This window comes from Mycobacterium sp. NPDC003449 (assembly GCF_053588415.1).
This window is the reverse complement of sequence record NZ_JBSFPX010000162.1, coordinates 1-17,795: the sequence shown is the minus strand read 5'-3', so window position 1 is coordinate 17,795 and position 17,795 is coordinate 1. Positions and strand designations below refer to the sequence as shown.

Genomic DNA, 17,795 nt, shown 5'->3' with positions numbered 1-17,795 from the left:
CGGGCCCCGGCACCGCTTCTCTTTCCCCAGCAAGCTCTCCGGCTACTCCAGCACCCACAAGAACTTTTGCCCCAGGTGTAACAGGTGAGGTTGGTCACACGAAGTAAACAGTGACCGCACGGTTGCCCGAATGTGACCGAAGTCGTGTTGCGGTCCTCGTGTCGATGGTCGGGGAACGGCCGCGATGAGCGTTCGCAGGACTGTCACCAGGGGTTTTTGGCTTTGTGCGCTGTCCGGGGCGCTCACCGTCGGTCCGATGGCGCTCGGGGTGCCGACGGCCGGTGCCGACACGGTCAACTGGGACGCGATCGCGTCCTGCGAATCCGGCGGTAACTGGTCCACCGACACCGGCAACGGTCACTACGGCGGATTGCAGTTCAAGCCGGCCACCTGGGCCGCCAACGGCGGCGTCGGATCTCCTTCGGTGGCGTCCCGCGAGGAGCAGATCCGGGTCGCCGAGAATGTGTTGGCCACCCAGGGCATCGGTGCCTGGCCGAAATGCGGCGTCCGCGGTGGCGCACCGGCCGGTTGGCGGGCTCCGGCGGCGACCGGCGGCGGCTGTGCCGGCGTACGCCCCGGCGCGGTGCTCGGCATAGTCGATCTCCGCCAGCTGTGCTCGACCCTGCTCAACCCCCTCGGTGTGTTCGGCCGGTGACGTCCGGCGCCACGGACCTCGGCGCCGCTCGAATCCAGCGGCAGGGCGCCCACGTCGGGCATGGCTACCGTTGTGGTCATGACCCCCTTCCACGATCTCGACGCCTACCTCGCCCTGCCCCGGGTGTCCGGGCTTGCGGTGTCACCCGACGGCTCGCGATTGGTCACCACGATCAGCTCGCTCAACCACACGGGCACCGAATTCCTCACCGCACTATGGGAATTGGATCCGTCGGGGCGACAACCGGCCCGCAGGTTGACCCGGGGCGTCAAGGGGGAGTCCGCACCGGCGTTCACCGCGGGCGGCGATGTGCTGTTCCTGGCGGTGCGGGGCACCGAGGACGACGCCAAACCGCCCGCCGCACTGTGGCGGCTGCCCGCGGCCGGCGGCGAGGCCGTCGAAGTGCTGTCGATGCCCGGAGGTGTCGGCGGCGCCGCCAGCGCGCGGTCGGCCGAGGTGACCGTGGTGACCGCGCCGTTGCTGCCCTCGGCCACCGGCGCCGACGACAAATCGTTGCGTCAGGCCCGCAAGGACAACAAGGTGTCGGCGGTCCTGCACACCGGCTATCCGATCCGGCACTGGGATCACGACCTGGGGCCCGAGCAGCCCCATCTCCTCGACGTCGACGGCCCCAGGGACCTGACGGCCGATCCTGGTGCGGGCTTGCGGGAGGCGACGTTCGATATCAGCGCCGACGGGTCGTTCCTGGTGACCTCATGGCAGGTCGCGGGCCCGGCGGCGGCCGTCCGCTCCACCCTGGCCCGGATCGACCGGGGCACCGGCGCCCGTGACACCATCGCCGACGAATCCGGTGCCGATCTGGAGCAACCGGCGATCGCACCGGACGGCGGCGCGGTCGCCTTCATCAGGACGACTCATCCCACGCCGTCGAACCCGCCGCGGATCACCTTGTGCTGTATGCGTTTCGGTGCCGAACCGGTCGAGCTCACCGCGCACTGGGACCGCTGGCCCACCTCGGTGACCTGGTCGGCGGACTCGTCGACCCTGATCGTGACGGCGGACGAGAACGGGCGGGGACCGATTTTCGCGGTCGACCCGGTCACCGGTGACGTCACCCGGCGCACCGACGACGATCACACCTACACCGACGTGCGGACCGCGCCCGGCGGGGTGATCTACGCGCTGCGCAGCTCGTATGCGGTACCGCCGCATCCGGTCCGGCTCGACCAGGACGGCACCGTGACCGAGATCGCCTGCCTGCGGGCACCCCGCCTGCCGGGAACACTGACCGAGGTGATCGCGCAGGCCGCCGACGGCACTCCGATCCGGTCCTGGCTGACCGTGCCGGACGGGGACGAGGCGGCGCCACTGCTGCTCTGGGTGCACGGCGGTCCGCTGGGCAGCTGGAACTGCTGGCACTGGCGCTGGAATCCGTGGCTGCTCACCGCGCGGGGCTATGCGGTGCTCCTGCCCGACCCCGGACTGTCCACCGGCTACGGGCAGCGGTTCATCGCGCGCGGCTGGGGCGCGTGGGGCGCCGAGCCCTACACCGACCTCATGGCTGCGACCGACGCGGCCTGTGCACATCCGCGGGTCGACGCATCGAGGACGGCCGCGATGGGCGGCTCGTTCGGCGGGTACATGGCCAACTGGATCGCCGGGCACACCGACCGGTTCGACGCGATCGTCACGCATGCCAGCCTGTGGGCGCTCGACCAGTTCGGCCCCACCACCGACAGTGCGCACTGGTGGGCGCGCGAATTGAGCGCCGATATGGCGGAGCGCAATTCGCCGCACCGGTTCGTCAGCCAGATCAGCACCCCGATGCTGGTGATCCACGGCGACAAGGACTATCGAGTGCCGATCGGGGAGGCGCTGCGGCTGTGGTACGAGCTGCTGACCGGGTCGGGCCTGCCCGCCGACGAGAGCGGGCAGAGCCCGCACCGGTTCCTGTACTACCCGACCGAGAACCACTGGGTGCTGGCCCCGCAGCATGCCAAGATCTGGTATCAGGTGGTGACGGCATTCCTCGATGACCACCTACGGGGCGAAGCGGTCCAGCTGCCCACACTGCTCGGGTAGCGTCGGCACCGTGACCCAGCGTGAGTTCGACCTGGTGCTGTACGGAGCGACCGGATTTGCCGGCCGCCTGACCGCCGAGTATCTGTCCAGGGCCGGCGGTGCCGCACGGATCGCGCTGGCCGGGCGTTCGCAGGACAAACTGCGCGCGGTGCGCGCCACCCTCGGTGCGGCCGCCCAAGACTGGCCGGTGGTGGCCGCGGACGCCACCGAACCCGCCACCCTACGGGCGATGGCGGCCCGCACCCAGGTGGTGGTGAGCACGGTCGGGCCCTACACCCGCTACGGCATGCCACTGGTGCGGGCGTGCGCGGCGGAGGGCACCGACTACGCCGACCTGACCGGTGAGACGATGTTCATCCGCGACAGCATCGACGAGTGCCACAAACAGGCCGTCGACACCGGTGCCCGAATCGTGCACTCCTGCGGATTCGACTCGGTGCCATCCGATCTCACGGTGTTCGCGCTGTACCGGCGGGCGACGGCCGATGGTGCGGGTGAGCTCGGCGACACCAACCTGGTGGTGCGCTCCTTCGCCGGCGGGGTGTCGGGTGGCACGGCGGCCTCGATGCTGGAGGTGCTGCGCACCTCCTCGCGCGATGCCGAGGCCAGGGAACAGATGAACGATCCGTACACGCTGAGCCCGGACCGGAGCGCCGAGCCCGAACTCGGCGGGCAACCGGATGTGCGCTGGCGCAGGGGCGCCGAGATCGCGCCAGAGCTGGCCGGGTACTGGACCGGGGCGTTCGCGATGGCCGCACCGAACACCCGAACCGTCCGGCGCAGCAACGCATTACTGGGCTACCCGTACGGTCGCCGGTTCGCCTACGGCGAGCAGATGAGTCTCGGTCGCTCGCCTGCGGCCCCGGTCACGGCGGCGCTGGTAACCGGGGCCAACGCCGTGACGATGGGCCTGGGCGGGCGGTACTTCGACCGGTTGCCCGCGGGCCTGGTCGAACGGGTGCTGCCCAAGCCGGGTACCGGCCCGAGTGAACGCACCCGGGAACGGGGCCACTACCGCGTCGAGACGTACACCACGACCGCATCGGGTGCCCGTTACGTCGCGGCGATGGCGCAGCGCGGCGACCCCGGTTACAAGGCCACCGCGGTCCTGCTCGGGGAGTGCGGGCTGGCGCTCGCGGTCGACCGGGACAGGCTCTCGGATCTGCGTGGCGTCCTCACCCCGGCCGCGGCGATGGGGGATGCGCTGCTGACCCGGCTGCCCGCCGCGGATGTGACGCTGGAGACCACGCTGCTCGGCTAGGTCCTCGGCCGGTACCGATGCGAACGGATCTGCGCGCGCAGAAGGCCTGTGGGACAAGATCGGATTCGACTAGTGTCGTCGACGAGGACGACTTCCAGTGCGCCAGCAAACGAAGGTGGGATGAAATGGCCGGTCTCGACGAACTCTTCGCGCAGATTCCCGTTGCGGATATCGCGAAAAAGATTGGCGAAGATGAAGGTGAGGTGAACGCGGCCATCAAGACCCTGGTGCCCGCCCTCGTCGGCGGTGTGGCCGAGAACGTTCAGGCCGACAACATCGACTCCGGTGAGCTCGAATCGGCCGTCAACACGCACGCGGTCAGCGGTCTGCTGGACGGCGGGGTGAGCGTCGATAAGGTCGATGCCAACGAAGGCAACCAGACCGTCTCGAAGATCTTCGGCGGCAACGACAGCAATCAGGTCGCGTCGGCATTGGCGGGTACCGGTGCCGGCGGCGGGGATCTGATCAAGAAGCTGCTGCCGATCCTGGCCCCGATCGTGCTCGCCTACATCGGCAAGCAGTTCTCCCAGAACAACGCCCCCGCGGGCGGGCAGCCCCAGGCTCAGGCCCAGAACACGGGCGGAGGCGGGCTCGGCGACATCCTCGGCAGCATCCTGGGTGGCGCGGGCGGCGGCGCGGCCGGCGCGGGCAGCAATCCGCTCGGCAGCATCCTTGGCAGCGTCCTCGGCGGCGGCGGTGGGCAGAACAACGCGATCGGTGAGATCCTCGGCGGGCTGCTCGGCGGCAAGAAGTAGCGAACGCGACGGCCCCCGATCCCCGACGAACGTGGCGGGCGTCGGGGGCTTTCGCTTTCGGGGGGCCGTGCTTCTTAGAATGGCCCGGTGACCCGCAGCCCTGAGAATCGTGCCGACGCCCTGCCCAAGTCCTGGGAGCCGGGTGCGGTAGAGGCCGAGTTGTACCAGGGCTGGGTGGACGCCGGATACTTCACCGCCGACCCGACCAGCGACAAACCGGCCTACTCCATCGTGCTGCCGCCGCCGAACGTGACCGGCAGCCTGCACATGGGCCATGCGCTGGATCACACCCTGATGGACGCCCTGACCCGGCGTAAACGCATGCAGGGGTTCGAGGTGTTATGGCTGCCCGGGATGGACCACGCAGGCATCGCCACCCAGAGCGTGGTGGAGAAACAACTCTCGGTCGACGGCAAGACGAAGGAAGACTTCGGGCGCGAGTTGTTCGTCGACAGGGTGTGGGACTGGAAACGCGAGTCCGGCGGCACCATCGGTGCCCAGATGCGCCGGCTGGGCGACGGGGTGGACTGGAGCCGCGAACGCTTCACCATGGACGAGGGCCTGTCGCGCGCGGTGCGCACCATCTTCAAGCGGCTGTTCGATGCCGGCCTCATCTACCAGGCCGAGCGGCTGGTCAACTGGTCACCGGTGCTCGAGACCGCGATCAGCGATCTCGAGGTCAAGTACGCCGACGTGGAGGGCGAGCTGGTCTCGTTCCGTTACGGCTCGATGAACGACGACGAGCCCCATATCGTGGTGGCGACCACCCGGGTCGAGACCATGCTCGGTGACACCGCGATCGCGGTGCATCCCGACGACGAGCGGTACCGCGACCTGGTCGGCAAGACGCTGCCGCATCCGTTCACCGACGCTCGCATCGTCATCGTGGCCGACACCCACGTCGACCCCGAATTCGGCACCGGCGCGGTCAAAGTCACGCCCGCACACGATCCGAACGACTTCGAGATCGGCCTGCGGCACTCGCTGCCGATGCCGTCGATCATGGATTCCAAGGGCCGGATCGCCGACACCGGAACCCAATTCGACGGCATGGACCGGTTCGAGGCGCGGGTCAAGGTACGCGAGGCGCTGGCCGAGCAGGGCCGGATCGTCGCCGAGAAGCGTCCCTACCTGCACAGCGTCGGCCACTCCGAACGCAGCGGCGAACCGATCGAACCGCGACTGAGCCTGCAGTGGTGGGTCAAGGTGGAAGCGCTGGCCAAGGCCTCCGGAGACGCGGTGCGCAACGGCGACACCGTGATCCACCCGCCCAGTCAGGAGCCGCGATGGTTCGCCTGGGTCGACAACATGCACGACTGGTGCATATCGCGGCAGCTGTGGTGGGGGCACCGGATCCCGGTCTGGCACGGCCCGGCCGGCGAGACCGTGTGCGTCGGCCCCGACGAGACCCCGCCGGAGGGCTGGGAGCAGGACCCCGATGTGCTCGACACGTGGTTCTCGTCGGCGCTGTGGCCGTTCTCCACGATGGGCTGGCCGGAGGCTACGCCCGAATTGAAGAAGTTCTATCCCACAAGCGTTCTGGTGACCGGCTACGACATCATCTTCTTCTGGGTGGCCCGGATGATGATGTTCGGCACTTTCGTCGGCGACGATCCCGCGGTCACCCTGGATGGCGGGCGCGCCCCGCAGGTCCCGTTCGAAAACGTGTTCCTGCACGGCCTGATCCGCGACGAGTTCGGTCGCAAGATGAGCAAGTCGCGCGGCAACGGCATCGATCCGCTGGACTGGGTGGAGAAGTTCGGCGCCGACGCACTGCGGTTCACCCTGGCCCGCGGCGCCAGCCCGGGCGGCGACCTGTCCATCGGCGAGGACCATGCCCGCGCATCCCGCAACTTCGCCACCAAGCTGTTCAACGCGACCCGGTTCGCGCTGATGAACGGTGCCGCTCCGGCACCGCTGCCCGGCGCCGACGAGTTGACCGACGCCGACCGGTGGATCCTCGGCCGGCTCGAAGAGGTTCGCGCCGAGGTGGATTCGGCATTCGACGGCTACGAGTTCAGCCGGGCCTGCGAATCGCTGTACCACTTCGCCTGGGACGAGTTCTGCGACTGGTATGTGGAGCTGGCCAAGGTGCAGCTGGGCGAGGGCATCACCCAGACCACGGCCGTGCTGGCCTTCGTCCTCGACGCGCTGCTCAAGCTCATGCATCCGGTGATGCCGTTCGTCACCGAAACCCTGTGGCGCACACTCACCGGCGGCGAGTCGGTGGTCATCGCGCCGTGGCCGCAGGCCTCCGGGTTCGCGACCGATCCGGTTGCCACCCAACGTGTTGCCGATATGCAGAGGCTCATCACCGAGGTGCGGCGGTTCCGCAGCGATCAGGGGCTGGCCGACCGGCAGAAGGTTCCGGCGAGGCTGTCCGGCATCGACACCGCGGGCCTGACCGCTCAGGTGCCTGCGATCGCCGCACTGGCCTGGTTGACCGAGGCCGGCGACGGGTTCACCGCATCGGCGTCGGTCGAGGTGCGGTTGTCGCAGGCCACCGTGGTGGTGGAGGTCGACACCTCGGGCACCGTCGACGTCGCAGCCGAACGCCGGCGGCTGGAAAAGGATCTGGCCGCCGCCCAGAAGGAGTTGTCCACCACGGCGGCCAAGCTCGGCAACGAGGCGTTCCTGGCCAAGGCGCCCGCCGAGGTCGTCGACAAGATCCGCGGCCGCCAGAAGCTGGCCGGTGAAGAGGTCGAACGGATAACCGCACGCCTGGCGGGTCTGCACCAGTGAGCGCTTCCGCGAAGAGCCGAGGGCACCGATGAGCGCTTGCGCGAAGAGCCGAGGGCACCGATGAGCGCTTGCGCGAAGAGCCGAGGGCACCGATGAGCGACCCTGATCCCACCCCGGACGAGATCGCGGCGCTGCTGCAGGTCGAGCACCTGCTCGACCAACGGTGGCCCGAGACCAAACTCGAGCCGAGCACCACGCGCATCGCCGCACTGATGGAGCTGCTGGGTTCCCCGCAGCGGGGTTACCCGTCCATCCACGTCGCCGGGACCAACGGTAAGACGTCGGTCGCCCGCATCATCGATGCGCTGCTGACCGCGCTGCACCGGCGCACCGGACGGACCACCAGCCCGCATCTGCAGTCCGCGGTGGAGCGCATCTCGATCGACGGCAAGCCGATCACCCCGGCGCAGTACGTCGAGACCTACCGCGAGATCGAACCGTTCGTGCAGCTGGTGGACCAGCAGTCCGAGGCCGCGGGCGGCCCGAAGATGAGCAAGTTCGAGGTGCTCACGGCGATGGCCTTCGCGGCCTTCGCCGATGCTCCCGTCGACGTCGCCGTCGTCGAGGTCGGCATGGGTGGGCGCTGGGACGCCACCAACGTGGTCGACGCGCCGGTCGCGGTGATCACCCCGATCGGCATCGACCACACCGACTATCTGGGCGAGACCATCGCCGAGATAGCCGGGGAGAAGGCCGGCATCATCGTCCGCCAGCCCGACGACCTCGTCCCGACCGACACGGTGGCGGTGATCGCCCGACAGGTTCCCGAGGCGATGGAGGTGCTGCTGACCGAGACGGTGCGCGCCGACGCGGCGGTGGCCCGCGAGGATTCCGAGTTCGCCGTGTTGGGTCGCCAGGTCGCGATCGGCGGACAGTTGCTGGAACTGCAGGGCCTCGGAGGGGTGTACTCCGACATCTTCCTTCCGCTGCACGGTGAGCATCAGGCCCACAACGCGGTGGTAGCGCTGGCCGCGGTGGAGGCGTTCTTCGGGGCGGGGGCGGACCGGCAGCTGGATGTGGAAGCCGTCCGGGCCGGCTTCGCGGCGGTGCGCAGTCCTGGCCGGTTGGAACGGATGCGCAGTGCGCCAACGGTATTCATCGACGCCGCGCACAATCCGGCCGGAGCGGCCGCGCTCGCCGAGACGATGCGCGACGAGTTCGAGTTCCGGCATCTGGTCGGCGTCGTGTCGGTGATGGCCGACAAGGACGCCGACGGCATCCTGACCGCGCTCGAGCCGGTGCTGGACCAGATCGTGGTGACCCACAACGGTTCGCCGCGAGCGCTGGAGGTCGAGGCGCTGGCGTTGCGCGCCGAGGAGCGGTTCGGCCCCGAGCGGGTGATCACCGCGGCCACCCTGACCGATGCGATCGAAACCGCCACTGCACTTGTCGAGGAGTCCGGCGCGGACGCCGAGGGGTTCTCGGGTGTGGGCATCGTGATCACCGGCTCGGTGGTGACCGCGGGTGCCGCGCGAACCCTGTTCGGAAAGGACCCCGGGTGAGTACGCCGCCCGATCCGTGGAAGAGCTTTCGCGGGGTGATGGCCGGGACCCTGATCCTGGAGGCGATCGTGGTGCTGCTGGCACTGCCAGTGGTCGCGACCAGTGGTCGCGGCCTCACCCCGCTGTCGGGTGGCTATCTCATCGGGCTGGCCGTCGTCTTGATCCTGATGTGCGGGTTCCAGGGGCGGCCGTGGGCGATCTGGGCCAATCTGGGTCTGCAGCTCGTCCTGATCGCGGGTGCGTTCATCCACGGGGCGATCGGATTCATCGGTGTGGTGTTCGCCGTGGTCTGGCTACTGGTCCTGTATCTGCGCGCCGAGGTCAAGCGCAGGCAGGACCGGGGCCTGCTTCCCGGGCAGCAACAACCCCCTCAATAGCCACCCGGGAGCCACCCGGGCCGCGGTGGCGGGCCGTGATTACCGCCCGGTACGCTGTCCGCCGTGACTGAGCGGACCCTGGTGTTGATCAAGCCCGACGGCGTGCAGCGCCACCTGGTGGGGGAGATCCTCGGCCGAATCGAACGCAAAGGGCTGACCCTCGCGGCGCTCGAGCTGAAGACCGTGAGCGACGATCTCGCTCGCCGGCATTACGCCGAGCACGACGGCAAGCCGTTCTTCGACTCGCTGCTGGAATTCATCACCTCCGGGCCCGTGGTGGCAGCGATCGTGGAGGGGCCGCGCGCCGTGGCCGCCTTCCGCCAGATCGCCGGCGGTACCGATCCGGTCGAGAAGGCGGTGCCCGGCACTATCCGCGGTGACCTGGCGTTGGTCACCCAGGACAACCTGGTGCACGGGTCGGATTCGCCGGAGTCGGCCGCCCGCGAGATCGCTCTGTGGTTCCCCGGCGAACCCGCTTCGGCCTGACCTGCGTCGCGGTTCCTTCGCGCAGTCTGGTCGGGAGCGCGTCGGTGATGTGGGATACTGGTCGCGGGTAGCCAGCCTCAAACCCGGGGCTGAACACCCGGATGAAGACTTCGACGTGCGCGACCACCGCAAACCCGGTGTGGCGCCGACCGTCCAGCCATCATTCAGCCAGGCACCGGGTGGGTTCGGCATCGAGCCGCCCGGAGCGAGACCACAACAAGTCCGGGGAAGTCGCCCGGGCCAATAGCGGAAGCCCTCGCGTGGCCGCGTCACAACGACGCGCCCGGGGGCTTGAGGAGAATACGTGGCCGAAGATGCCCATACCCAAGACCCATCAACCCAGACCCCGGAGCCGGAAACACTCCCAGAACGTCTGAGAGTTCATTCGCTGGCCCGGGTGCTGGGAACGACCAGCCGGCGTGTCCTCGACGCTCTGGCCGAGCTCGACGGGCGACATCGCAGCGCACATTCGACCGTCGAGAAGGCCGACGCCGAGCGGGTGCGCGATGTGTTGGCGGTCGAGACCCTCGAAATGGTCACCGTCGAGACGCCGGCTGCTGAGGTGCCCGTCATCGAAGCCCCCGCGGCCGAGGTCCCCGTCGTCGAGGCGCCCGCTCCGGAGGTGCCCGCTGCCGAGGTGTCCACCGAGGTCGTCCCGGACCGCCCCGCCGACCCGGAACCCGAGCCCGAAGTTCGGCACGGGCGACATGCCCTGGTCAGCGATGAGCCCGAATCACGGCTGATCCTGGAGACCGCGAACATTCCCGCGGCCCGCGAAGGCCACACCGAACGGGCCGACTACCTGCCGTTGTTCGTCGCGCCGCAGCCGGTCAGCTTCCAACAGCCGGTGCCGGTCCGTGCGGACGACGACGAGGATGACACCGACACCGATACCGACGCCGACGACCAGGACTCCGGGGCCGAGTCCGACGATGAGCAGGGCGACCGCCCGGCCGCGCGCCGGCGCCGTCGCGGCCGTCGCGGCCGCGGTCGCGGACGTGGCGAACAGAGCGACGACAACGGGGGCGATTCCGACGCCGACGACGAGTCGTCAGACCAGGACTCCGGTGACGACTCCGACGATTCCGACGACGGCGGTGACGAGGACGGCAACGGTGCCGAGGGTGGCAACCGCAGGCGCCGCCGCCGGCGGCGGCGCAAAGCCGGGTCGGGCGACTCCGAAGACGGCGGATCGCCCGACGACCCGCCCAACACGGTCGTCCATGAACGCGCGCCGCGGGAGCGGTCGGGTAAGTCCGGCGGCGACGATTCCGAGATCCAGGGGATCAGCGGATCGACCCGGCTGGAGGCCAAGCGGCAGCGCCGCCGAGACGGCCGTGATGCCGGCCGCAGGCGGCCGCCGATCCTGAGTGAGGCGGAGTTCCTGGCCCGTCGCGAGGCGGTCGATCGCACGATGATCGTGCGGGACAAGGTCCGCTCCGAACCCCCGCACGAAGGTGCGCGTTACACCCAGATCGCGGTGCTCGAAGACGGCGTCGTGGTCGAGCACTTTGTCACCTCGGCCGCTTCGGCGTCCCTGGTCGGCAACATCTACCTGGGCATCGTGCAGAACGTCCTGCCCTCCATGGAGGCCGCGTTCGTCGACATCGGCCGCGGGCGCAACGGCGTGCTGTATGCGGGTGAGGTCAACTGGGAGGCCGCGGGCCTCGGCGGGGCCAACCGCAGGATCGAGCAGGCCCTCAAGCCCGGCGATTACGTGGTCGTCCAGGTGAGCAAGGATCCCGTCGGCCACAAAGGCGCCCGGCTCACCACGCAGGTGTCGCTGGCCGGCCGCTACCTGGTGTACGTGCCGGGCGCATCGTCGACCGGCATCAGCCGAAAACTGCCCGACACCGAACGCCAGCGGCTCAAGGAGATCCTGCGCGAGGTGGTCCCGGCCGATGCCGGCGTGATCATCCGGACCGCGTCCGAGGGCGTCAAGGAATCCGACATCCGGTCCGATGTCGAGCGCCTGCAGAAACGCTGGACCGAGATCGAGTCCAAGGCCGCCGACATCACCGGGAAGAAGGCCGGGGCCGCGGTCGCGCTCTACGAAGAGCCCGACGTGCTGGTCAAGGTGATCCGCGACCTGTTCAACGAGGACTTCTCCGGGCTCATCGTCTCCGGTGACGACGCCTGGAACACCATCAACCAGTACGTGAACACCGTTGCGCCCGACCTGGTCAGCCGGCTGACCAAATACGAGCCCGCAGGAGGGGACGGCCCGGATGTGTTCGCGGTGCACCGCATCGACGAACAGTTGGCCAAGGCGATGGACCGCAAGGTGTGGCTGCCGTCGGGCGGCTCGTTGGTCATCGACCGCACCGAGGCGATGACCGTCGTCGACGTCAACACCGGCAAGTTCACCGGTTCGGGCGGCAACCTGGAACAGACCGTCACCCGCAACAACCTGGAGGCCGCCGAGGAGATCGTGCGGCAACTGCGGTTACGCGATATCGGCGGCATCATCGTCATCGACTTCATCGACATGGTGCTGGAGTCCAACCGCGACCTGGTGCTGCGCCGGCTGACCGAGGCCCTGGCCCGGGACCGGACCCGCCACCAGGTGTCCGAGGTGACCTCGCTGGGCCTGGTGCAATTGACCCGAAAGCGGTTGGGAACCGGGCTGGTCGAGGCATTCTCGACGTCCTGCACCCATTGCGGCGGTCGCGGGATCGTCCTGCACGGTGACCCGGTGGACTCGGCGTCGGCGGGGTCGGGCCGCAAGTCCGAATCGGGCGGTGGCGGTCGTCGCGGTAAGCGGAGCAAGAAGGGCAATGCCCGCCCCGAAGAGGTGCAGGTGGCCAAGGTCCCGGCGCACGGCCCCGGTGAGCACCCGATGTTCAAGGCGATGGCGGCGGCGAACGGTCGCCACGAGGACGACGACGAGGATCTCGCCGGTGCGGTCCGCGAGCCCGGTGACCACGACGAGCAGGACGTCGCGGCCGACGGCGCCGAGGCTGGGGCCACCGGTCCGTCCTTCGATGCCGGACCCGACGACAGCTCCGGCGACCGGGCCGATGCCGAGGACACCGATGACGACCTCGAGGACACCGACGACGAGTCCGATGAGTCCGATGAGGACGAGATCGATCTCGACGACGATGAGGACCTCGAGGATGACCTCGACGAATCCGACGACGACTCCGACGACGACTCCGACGACGACTCGGATGAGGACGACTCGGACGACGACACCGAGGCGTATCAGGCGCCGGTGGCGGCGGCCCGGGGCGGCCGGACCCGCCGTCGGGCCGCGGCCCGCCCGGCCGGCCCGCCGCGCCAGTAGGTGCGGCAACTGCCCGTTCCGCCCCTGCCGCACCGGAAACCCGAGGCGGTTTGACCCTCTACCCGCTGGTCACGTACCCTTGACCAGTTGTCGCCAGTGCCTGAAGGCGGGCCGGCGACGGCGGGGCCACCCCGTCACCCCAAGACCCGTGCACGCACCGGCAGGTAGCGCGCGCCCGCAGAGCTAGAGCAGAGGACACGATGGCGACATACGCAATCGTCAAGACCGGCGGCAAGCAGTACAAGGTTGCCGTCGGTGACGTGGTGAAGGTTGAGAAGCTCGATTCCGAGCCCGGCGCTTCGGTGTCGCTGCCGGTCGCCCTCGTGGTCGACGGCGCCCAGGTCACCAGCAAGGCCGATGACCTGGCCAAGGTCGCGGTGACCGGTGAGGTGCTCGAGCACACCAAGGGTCCCAAGATCCGCATCCACAAGTTCAAGAACAAGACCGGCTATCACAAGCGCCAGGGGCACCGTCAGCAGCTGACCGTGCTCAAGGTCACCGGAATCAAGTAGTAGGAGGCGTTTGACATGGCACACAAGAAGGGCGCTTCCAGCTCACGCAACGGCCGCGAATCAGCCGCCCAGCGGCTCGGCGTCAAGCGGTTCGGCGGTCAGGTCGTCAAGGCCGGCGAGATTCTGGTGCGGCAGCGGGGAACTCATTTCCATCCCGGCACCAACGTCGGTCGTGGCGGTGACGACACCCTGTTCGCCACCGCGCCCGGCGCCGTCGAATTCGGCTCCAAGCGCGGACGCAAGCTGGTGAACATCGTCCCCGTTCCGCGACCGGAGGCCTGAGACTACGAGGACACCGCCCGCGAATGTGAAGCAGCTGCGAGTTCTCGAAAGAACTTGGCGATAGCTTCACATTCGACGGAAAGGATGTCCGATGCCCCGGTTTGTCGACCGTGTGGTCATCCACGCGCGGGCAGGCAACGGCGGCAACGGCTGCGCCTCGGTCCATCGCGAGAAGTTCAAACCGCTCGGCGGTCCCGACGGGGGCAACGGCGGGCGTGGCGGCAGCATCGTGCTCGTCGTCGACCCGCAGGTGCACACCCTGCTCGATTTTCACTTCCACCCGCACGTCGTCGCGCCCTCCGGTAAGCAGGGCGCGGGCAGCAACCGGGACGGTGCCGCGGGCAGCGATCTGGAGGTGCGGGTTCCCGACGGCACCGTGGTCCTCGACGAGCAGGGCCGGATGCTGGCCGACCTGGTCGGCGCGGGTACCCGGTTCGAGGCGGCCGCGGGAGGCCGCGGTGGCCTTGGCAACGCCGCATTGGCGTCGCGGGCCCGTAAGGCCCCCGGTTTCGCGCTGCTCGGTGAGCCGGGCCAGACCCACGATCTCACCCTTGAGCTCAAGACCGTCGCCGACGTCGGCCTGATCGGCTTTCCGTCCGCGGGCAAGTCCTCACTGGTGGCCACCATCTCGGCGGCCAAACCCAAGATCGCCGATTACCCGTTTACCACGCTGGCACCCAATCTGGGTGTGGTGTCGGCGGGGGAGAACACCTTCACCGTCGCCGACGTACCGGGCCTGATCCCCGGGGCGTCGCAGGGGCGCGGTCTGGGGCTGGAGTTCCTGCGCCACCTGGAGCGGTGTGCGGTACTGGTGCATGTCGTGGACTGCGCGACCATGGAACCGGGCCGTGACCCGGTCTCCGACATCGAGGCGCTGGAGACCGAATTGGCCTCCTACACTCCGACGCTGCAGGGGGATTCGACCCTGGGGGATCTGGCCTCGCGGCCGCGCGCGGTGGTACTCAACAAGATCGACGTCCCGGACGCGCGTGAGCTCGCCGACTTCGTCCGTGAGGAGGTCGCCGAGCGATTCGGCTGGCCGGTGTTCGAGATCTCCACGGTGAGCCGGGATGGGCTGCGCCCGTTGACCTTCGCCCTGTGGGACATGGTCAGGACGTATCGGGACGCACAGCCGGAGGTGGCGCTGAGGCGTCCGGTGATCCGGCCCATCGCGGTCGACGAGAGCGGTTTCACCGTCGCCGCCGACGGGGCCGGTGGATTCGTGGTGCGCGGCACCCGGCCGGAACGTTGGGTCGGCCAGACCAACTTCGACAACGACGAGGCGGTCGGCTATCTCGGTGACCGCCTGGCCCGGCTGGGGGTCGAGGAGGAACTGCTCAAGCTCGGCGCCCAACCGGGCTGTGCCGTCACCATCGGCGATATGACCTTCGACTGGGAACCGCAGACTCCGGCGGGCGTCGACATGCCGCTCACGGGCCGCGGTACCGATGTCCGCCTCGAGCAGACCGACCGGGTCGGTGCGTCCGAGCGCAAGGCGGCCCGCAAGGAACGGCGGCAGTCCCGGGACGATTCGTGAGCCAACATCGCGAGGCCGTCCGGACCGCGCGCCGCGTCGTCGTGAAGATCGGCACCACCGCGTTGACCACACCGTCCGGGGTGTTCGACGTCGGCCGGCTGGCCCGGCTGGCCGAGGCGATCGAGGGCCGGATGAAGGCCGGCTCGGATGTGGTGATCGTGTCCTCGGGGGCGATCGCCGCGGGCATCGAGCCGCTGCGGTTGTCCAAGCGGCCCACGGATCTGGCGACCAAACAGGCCGCGGCCAGTGTCGGCCAGGTCGCCCTGATCAACGCCTGGAGTTCGGCGTTCGCCACCTACCGGCGGACCGTGGGTCAGGTGCTGCTGACCGCGCACGACATCTCGATGCGGGTGCAGCACAACAACGCCCAGCGCACCCTGGACCGGCTGCGGGTGCTGCACGCGGTCGCGATCGTCAACGAGAACGATACGGTGGCCACCAACGAAATCCGGTTCGGCGACAACGACCGGCTTTCGGCACTGGTGGCCCAGCTGGTCGGCGCCGATGCGCTCATCCTGCTGTCCGATATCGACGGCCTCTACGACGGGGATCCCCGCAAAGCCACGCCCGACAAACCGGCGCGCTTCATTCCCGAGGTCGCGGCGTCGGGTGATCTCGACGGTGTCGTGGCCGGACGGGGCAGCCATCTGGGCACCGGCGGTATGGCGTCGAAGCTGTCCTCGGCGTTGTTGGCCGCCGACGCGGGTGTGCCGGTGCTGTTGGCGGCCGCATCCGATGCCGCCGCGGCCCTCGACGACGCCTCGGTCGGCACGGTGTTCGCGCCGCGGGCCGATCGGATGTCGGCCCGTCGGTTCTGGGTGCGCTACGCCGCCGAGTCGGCGGGTGCGCTGACCCTCGACGACGGCGCGGTGCGGGCCGTGATGAAACAGCGCCGGTCGCTGTTGCCGGCCGGGATCACCGAGGTCGCCGGGCATTTCCACGGTGGCGACGTGGTCGATATCCGGGCGGTCGACGGAAGCACGGTCGCGCGCGGCGTGGTCGCCTACGATGCGGTCGAGCTGGCCACCATGATCGGCCGCTCGACCTCGGATCTGCCCGCCGAGATGCGCAGACCCGCTGTGCACGCCGACGATCTGGTCGCCACCTAGCGATTTCGGTGCACTGAGTAACGCTGACCGTTACTGAACGCACCGAAATCACCGGGTGGCGGGCTCCAGGTACAGTGCGGCCCAGACGATTTCGGTGAGCGTCGCGGCCAGCTCGGCGTCGTAGGAGGCGGGTCGCGACGGCAGGTTCTGGTGGCAGGTCCGCTCCACCATCCAGGTCAGCGTGCTCGCGGTGGTCGCGGCGGGCAGCCCGGACCGGATCGACCCGTCGGCCTGGCCGTCCTCGATGACCCTGGTGAGTTGCCCGGAGATCGCGGTGAGCAGCTCGCGGTAGGTCGTGCCGACCTGCGGGTCGTAGGCCGACATCTCGTTGAGCGCGATCAGCACCGGTTGATGGCGGCGATAGCTGGCGATGATGCCGGCCATGGCGGCATGGACGTCGGCGGGGTCCCGCCGCCCGGAGACGCTCCACCACCGTTCGGCGGCCCGGGCCAGGTCGGCGAACACCTGGGTGGCCAGCCGGCGCAGCAGATGACCCTTGTCCTCGAAGTAGATGTAGAAGCCGGCCCGGGAGATCCCGGCTTCGGTGGCCAGTTTGTCGACGCTGAGCTCGGTGAAGCTGGTGCCGTCCGACATCAGCCGGTCGGTGGCCTCGAGCAGCCGACGTTCGATCCGCTCGCGCCGTTCCTCGCGTCTGGCCTGCGGTTTGCGGGTCACCGATGGCATGGCCACCAGGGTATCCGGTGCGGCCACACCTTGACTAGACATAGTGTCTAGACTTATGGTCACCATCATGACTGTGTCGTCGCTCACATCTGCCGGATCGCGGGCCCATGATCCGATCGACATCTCCTCCAAGGCCTTCTGGTCCACCACCGCCGCCGAACGGGAGACGTCCTTCGCCCAGCTGCGGACGCAACGTCCGGTGAGCTGGCACCGCCCGGTCGAGGAGACGCTCATCCCCGATCCCGGCGATCCGGGCTTCTGGGCCGTCACCCGGCATGCCGACATCGTCACCGTCAGCCGGGACAGCGAGACCTACCTGTCGGGGAAGGGCGTGCTGTTCGACACGGTTCCCGAGGAGTTGTTGGAGGCCTCGCAGTCGTTTCTGGCCATGGACGCGCCGCGGCACACGCTGATCCGCAAACTCGTGCACTCCGCGTTCACCCCGCGGCAGGTGGCCCGCATCGAGACCTCGATCAAGACCAACGCCAGGTCCATCGTCGAGGAGCTCAAGGCCGCGGGCAGCGGCGTCGACTTCGTCGACCAGTGCGCCAAGGAGCTGCC

At 69.0% G+C, this 17,795-nt stretch carries 14 protein-coding genes and 1 pseudogene; 14 read left to right on the top strand and 1 reads right to left on the bottom strand.

Features of this window, described 5'->3' with window-relative positions; translation table 11 throughout:
* Nucleotides 1-184 precede the first annotated feature (184 nt).
* From ACWDTP_RS29670 to proB, 13 genes are all read left to right on the top strand, one after another.
* Nucleotides 185-655 carry a transglycosylase family protein gene (locus ACWDTP_RS29670; protein ID WP_450026531.1) on the top strand — a complete coding sequence of 157 codons (471 nt, stop codon included), beginning with the start codon at nt 185-187 and terminating at the stop codon, nt 653-655.
* Nucleotides 656-733: 78 nt separating this feature from the next.
* Complete coding sequence (locus tag ACWDTP_RS29665) at nt 734-2,698, top strand: alpha/beta fold hydrolase (RefSeq protein WP_450026529.1); 1,965 nt, start codon at nt 734-736, stop codon at nt 2,696-2,698.
* A 10-nt stretch (nt 2,699-2,708) separates the two neighbouring features.
* The gene (locus ACWDTP_RS29660) at nt 2,709-3,959 is read left to right on the top strand and encodes a saccharopine dehydrogenase family protein (RefSeq protein WP_450026527.1); all 1,251 of its coding nucleotides are present in this window, start codon (nt 2,709-2,711) and stop codon (nt 3,957-3,959) included.
* 125 nt (nt 3,960-4,084) lie between these two features.
* A complete protein-coding gene (locus tag ACWDTP_RS29655) occupies nt 4,085-4,714 on the top strand; it encodes a DUF937 domain-containing protein (RefSeq protein WP_450026525.1) in 630 nt (209 codons plus the stop codon).
* A gap of 87 nt (nt 4,715-4,801) precedes the next feature.
* Nucleotides 4,802-7,456: a valine--tRNA ligase gene (locus ACWDTP_RS29650; protein WP_450026523.1), complete on the top strand. Its 2,655-nt coding sequence runs from the start codon at nt 4,802-4,804 to the stop codon at nt 7,454-7,456.
* Nucleotides 7,457-7,548: 92 nt separating this feature from the next.
* On the top strand, nt 7,549-8,958 hold the full coding sequence (folC, locus tag ACWDTP_RS29645; RefSeq protein ID WP_450026521.1) for a bifunctional tetrahydrofolate synthase/dihydrofolate synthase: 1,410 nt from the start codon (nt 7,549-7,551) through the stop codon (nt 8,956-8,958).
* 38 nt (nt 8,959-8,996) lie between these two features.
* Nucleotides 8,997-9,335, top strand: a complete 339-nt coding sequence (locus ACWDTP_RS29640) for a DUF4233 domain-containing protein (protein ID WP_450026535.1) — start codon at nt 8,997-8,999, stop codon at nt 9,333-9,335.
* 63 nt (nt 9,336-9,398) lie between these two features.
* A complete protein-coding gene (gene ndk, locus ACWDTP_RS29635; protein WP_450026519.1) occupies nt 9,399-9,821 on the top strand; it encodes a nucleoside-diphosphate kinase in 423 nt (140 codons plus the stop codon).
* A gap of 304 nt (nt 9,822-10,125) precedes the next feature.
* Nucleotides 10,126-13,110 carry an Rne/Rng family ribonuclease gene (locus ACWDTP_RS29630; RefSeq protein ID WP_450026518.1) on the top strand — a complete coding sequence of 995 codons (2,985 nt, stop codon included), beginning with the start codon at nt 10,126-10,128 and terminating at the stop codon, nt 13,108-13,110.
* Between the two features lie 200 nt (nt 13,111-13,310).
* The gene (gene rplU, locus ACWDTP_RS29625) at nt 13,311-13,622 is read left to right on the top strand and encodes a 50S ribosomal protein L21 (protein WP_450026516.1); all 312 of its coding nucleotides are present in this window, start codon (nt 13,311-13,313) and stop codon (nt 13,620-13,622) included.
* Between the two features lie 15 nt (nt 13,623-13,637).
* A complete protein-coding gene (gene rpmA / locus ACWDTP_RS29620) occupies nt 13,638-13,904 on the top strand; it encodes a 50S ribosomal protein L27 (protein ID WP_450026514.1) in 267 nt (88 codons plus the stop codon).
* 91 nt (nt 13,905-13,995) lie between these two features.
* A complete protein-coding gene (gene obgE, locus ACWDTP_RS29615; protein WP_450026512.1) occupies nt 13,996-15,441 on the top strand; it encodes a GTPase ObgE in 1,446 nt (481 codons plus the stop codon).
* A complete protein-coding gene (proB, locus tag ACWDTP_RS29610; RefSeq protein WP_450026510.1) occupies nt 15,438-16,550 on the top strand; it encodes a glutamate 5-kinase in 1,113 nt (370 codons plus the stop codon). Before obgE ends, proB begins: the two co-directional genes overlap by 4 nt.
* A gap of 48 nt (nt 16,551-16,598) precedes the next feature.
* Here proB and ACWDTP_RS29605 read toward each other — a convergent pair whose 3' ends face one another.
* Nucleotides 16,599-17,234, bottom strand: coding sequence for a TetR/AcrR family transcriptional regulator (locus tag ACWDTP_RS29605; protein WP_450026533.1), 636 nt, complete (start codon nt 17,232-17,234; stop codon nt 16,599-16,601).
* Between the two features lie 67 nt (nt 17,235-17,301).
* Here ACWDTP_RS29605 and ACWDTP_RS29600 point away from each other — a divergent pair.
* Nucleotides 17,302-17,795, top strand: a pseudogene (locus ACWDTP_RS29600) (cytochrome P450); the annotation flags it as partial.

Excerpts from the sequence above, each read along its gene's own strand:
- ACWDTP_RS29670 (WP_450026531.1), top strand. The coding sequence starts at position 185 with ATGAGCGTTCGCAGGACTGTCACCAGGGGTTTTTGGCTTTGTGCGCTG.
- ACWDTP_RS29665 (WP_450026529.1), top strand. The coding sequence starts at position 734 with ATGACCCCCTTCCACGATCTCGACGCCTACCTCGCCCTGCCCCGGGTG.
- ACWDTP_RS29655 (WP_450026525.1), top strand. The coding sequence starts at position 4,085 with ATGGCCGGTCTCGACGAACTCTTCGCGCAGATTCCCGTTGCGGATATC.
- folC (WP_450026521.1), top strand. The coding sequence starts at position 7,549 with ATGAGCGACCCTGATCCCACCCCGGACGAGATCGCGGCGCTGCTGCAG.
- ACWDTP_RS29640 (WP_450026535.1), top strand. The coding sequence starts at position 8,997 with ATGGCCGGGACCCTGATCCTGGAGGCGATCGTGGTGCTGCTGGCACTG.
- rplU (WP_450026516.1), top strand. The coding sequence starts at position 13,311 with ATGGCGACATACGCAATCGTCAAGACCGGCGGCAAGCAGTACAAGGTT.
- rpmA (WP_450026514.1), top strand. The coding sequence starts at position 13,638 with ATGGCACACAAGAAGGGCGCTTCCAGCTCACGCAACGGCCGCGAATCA.
- obgE (WP_450026512.1), top strand. The coding sequence starts at position 13,996 with ATGCCCCGGTTTGTCGACCGTGTGGTCATCCACGCGCGGGCAGGCAAC.
- ACWDTP_RS29605 (WP_450026533.1), bottom strand. The coding sequence starts at position 17,234 with ATGCCATCGGTGACCCGCAAACCGCAGGCCAGACGCGAGGAACGGCGC.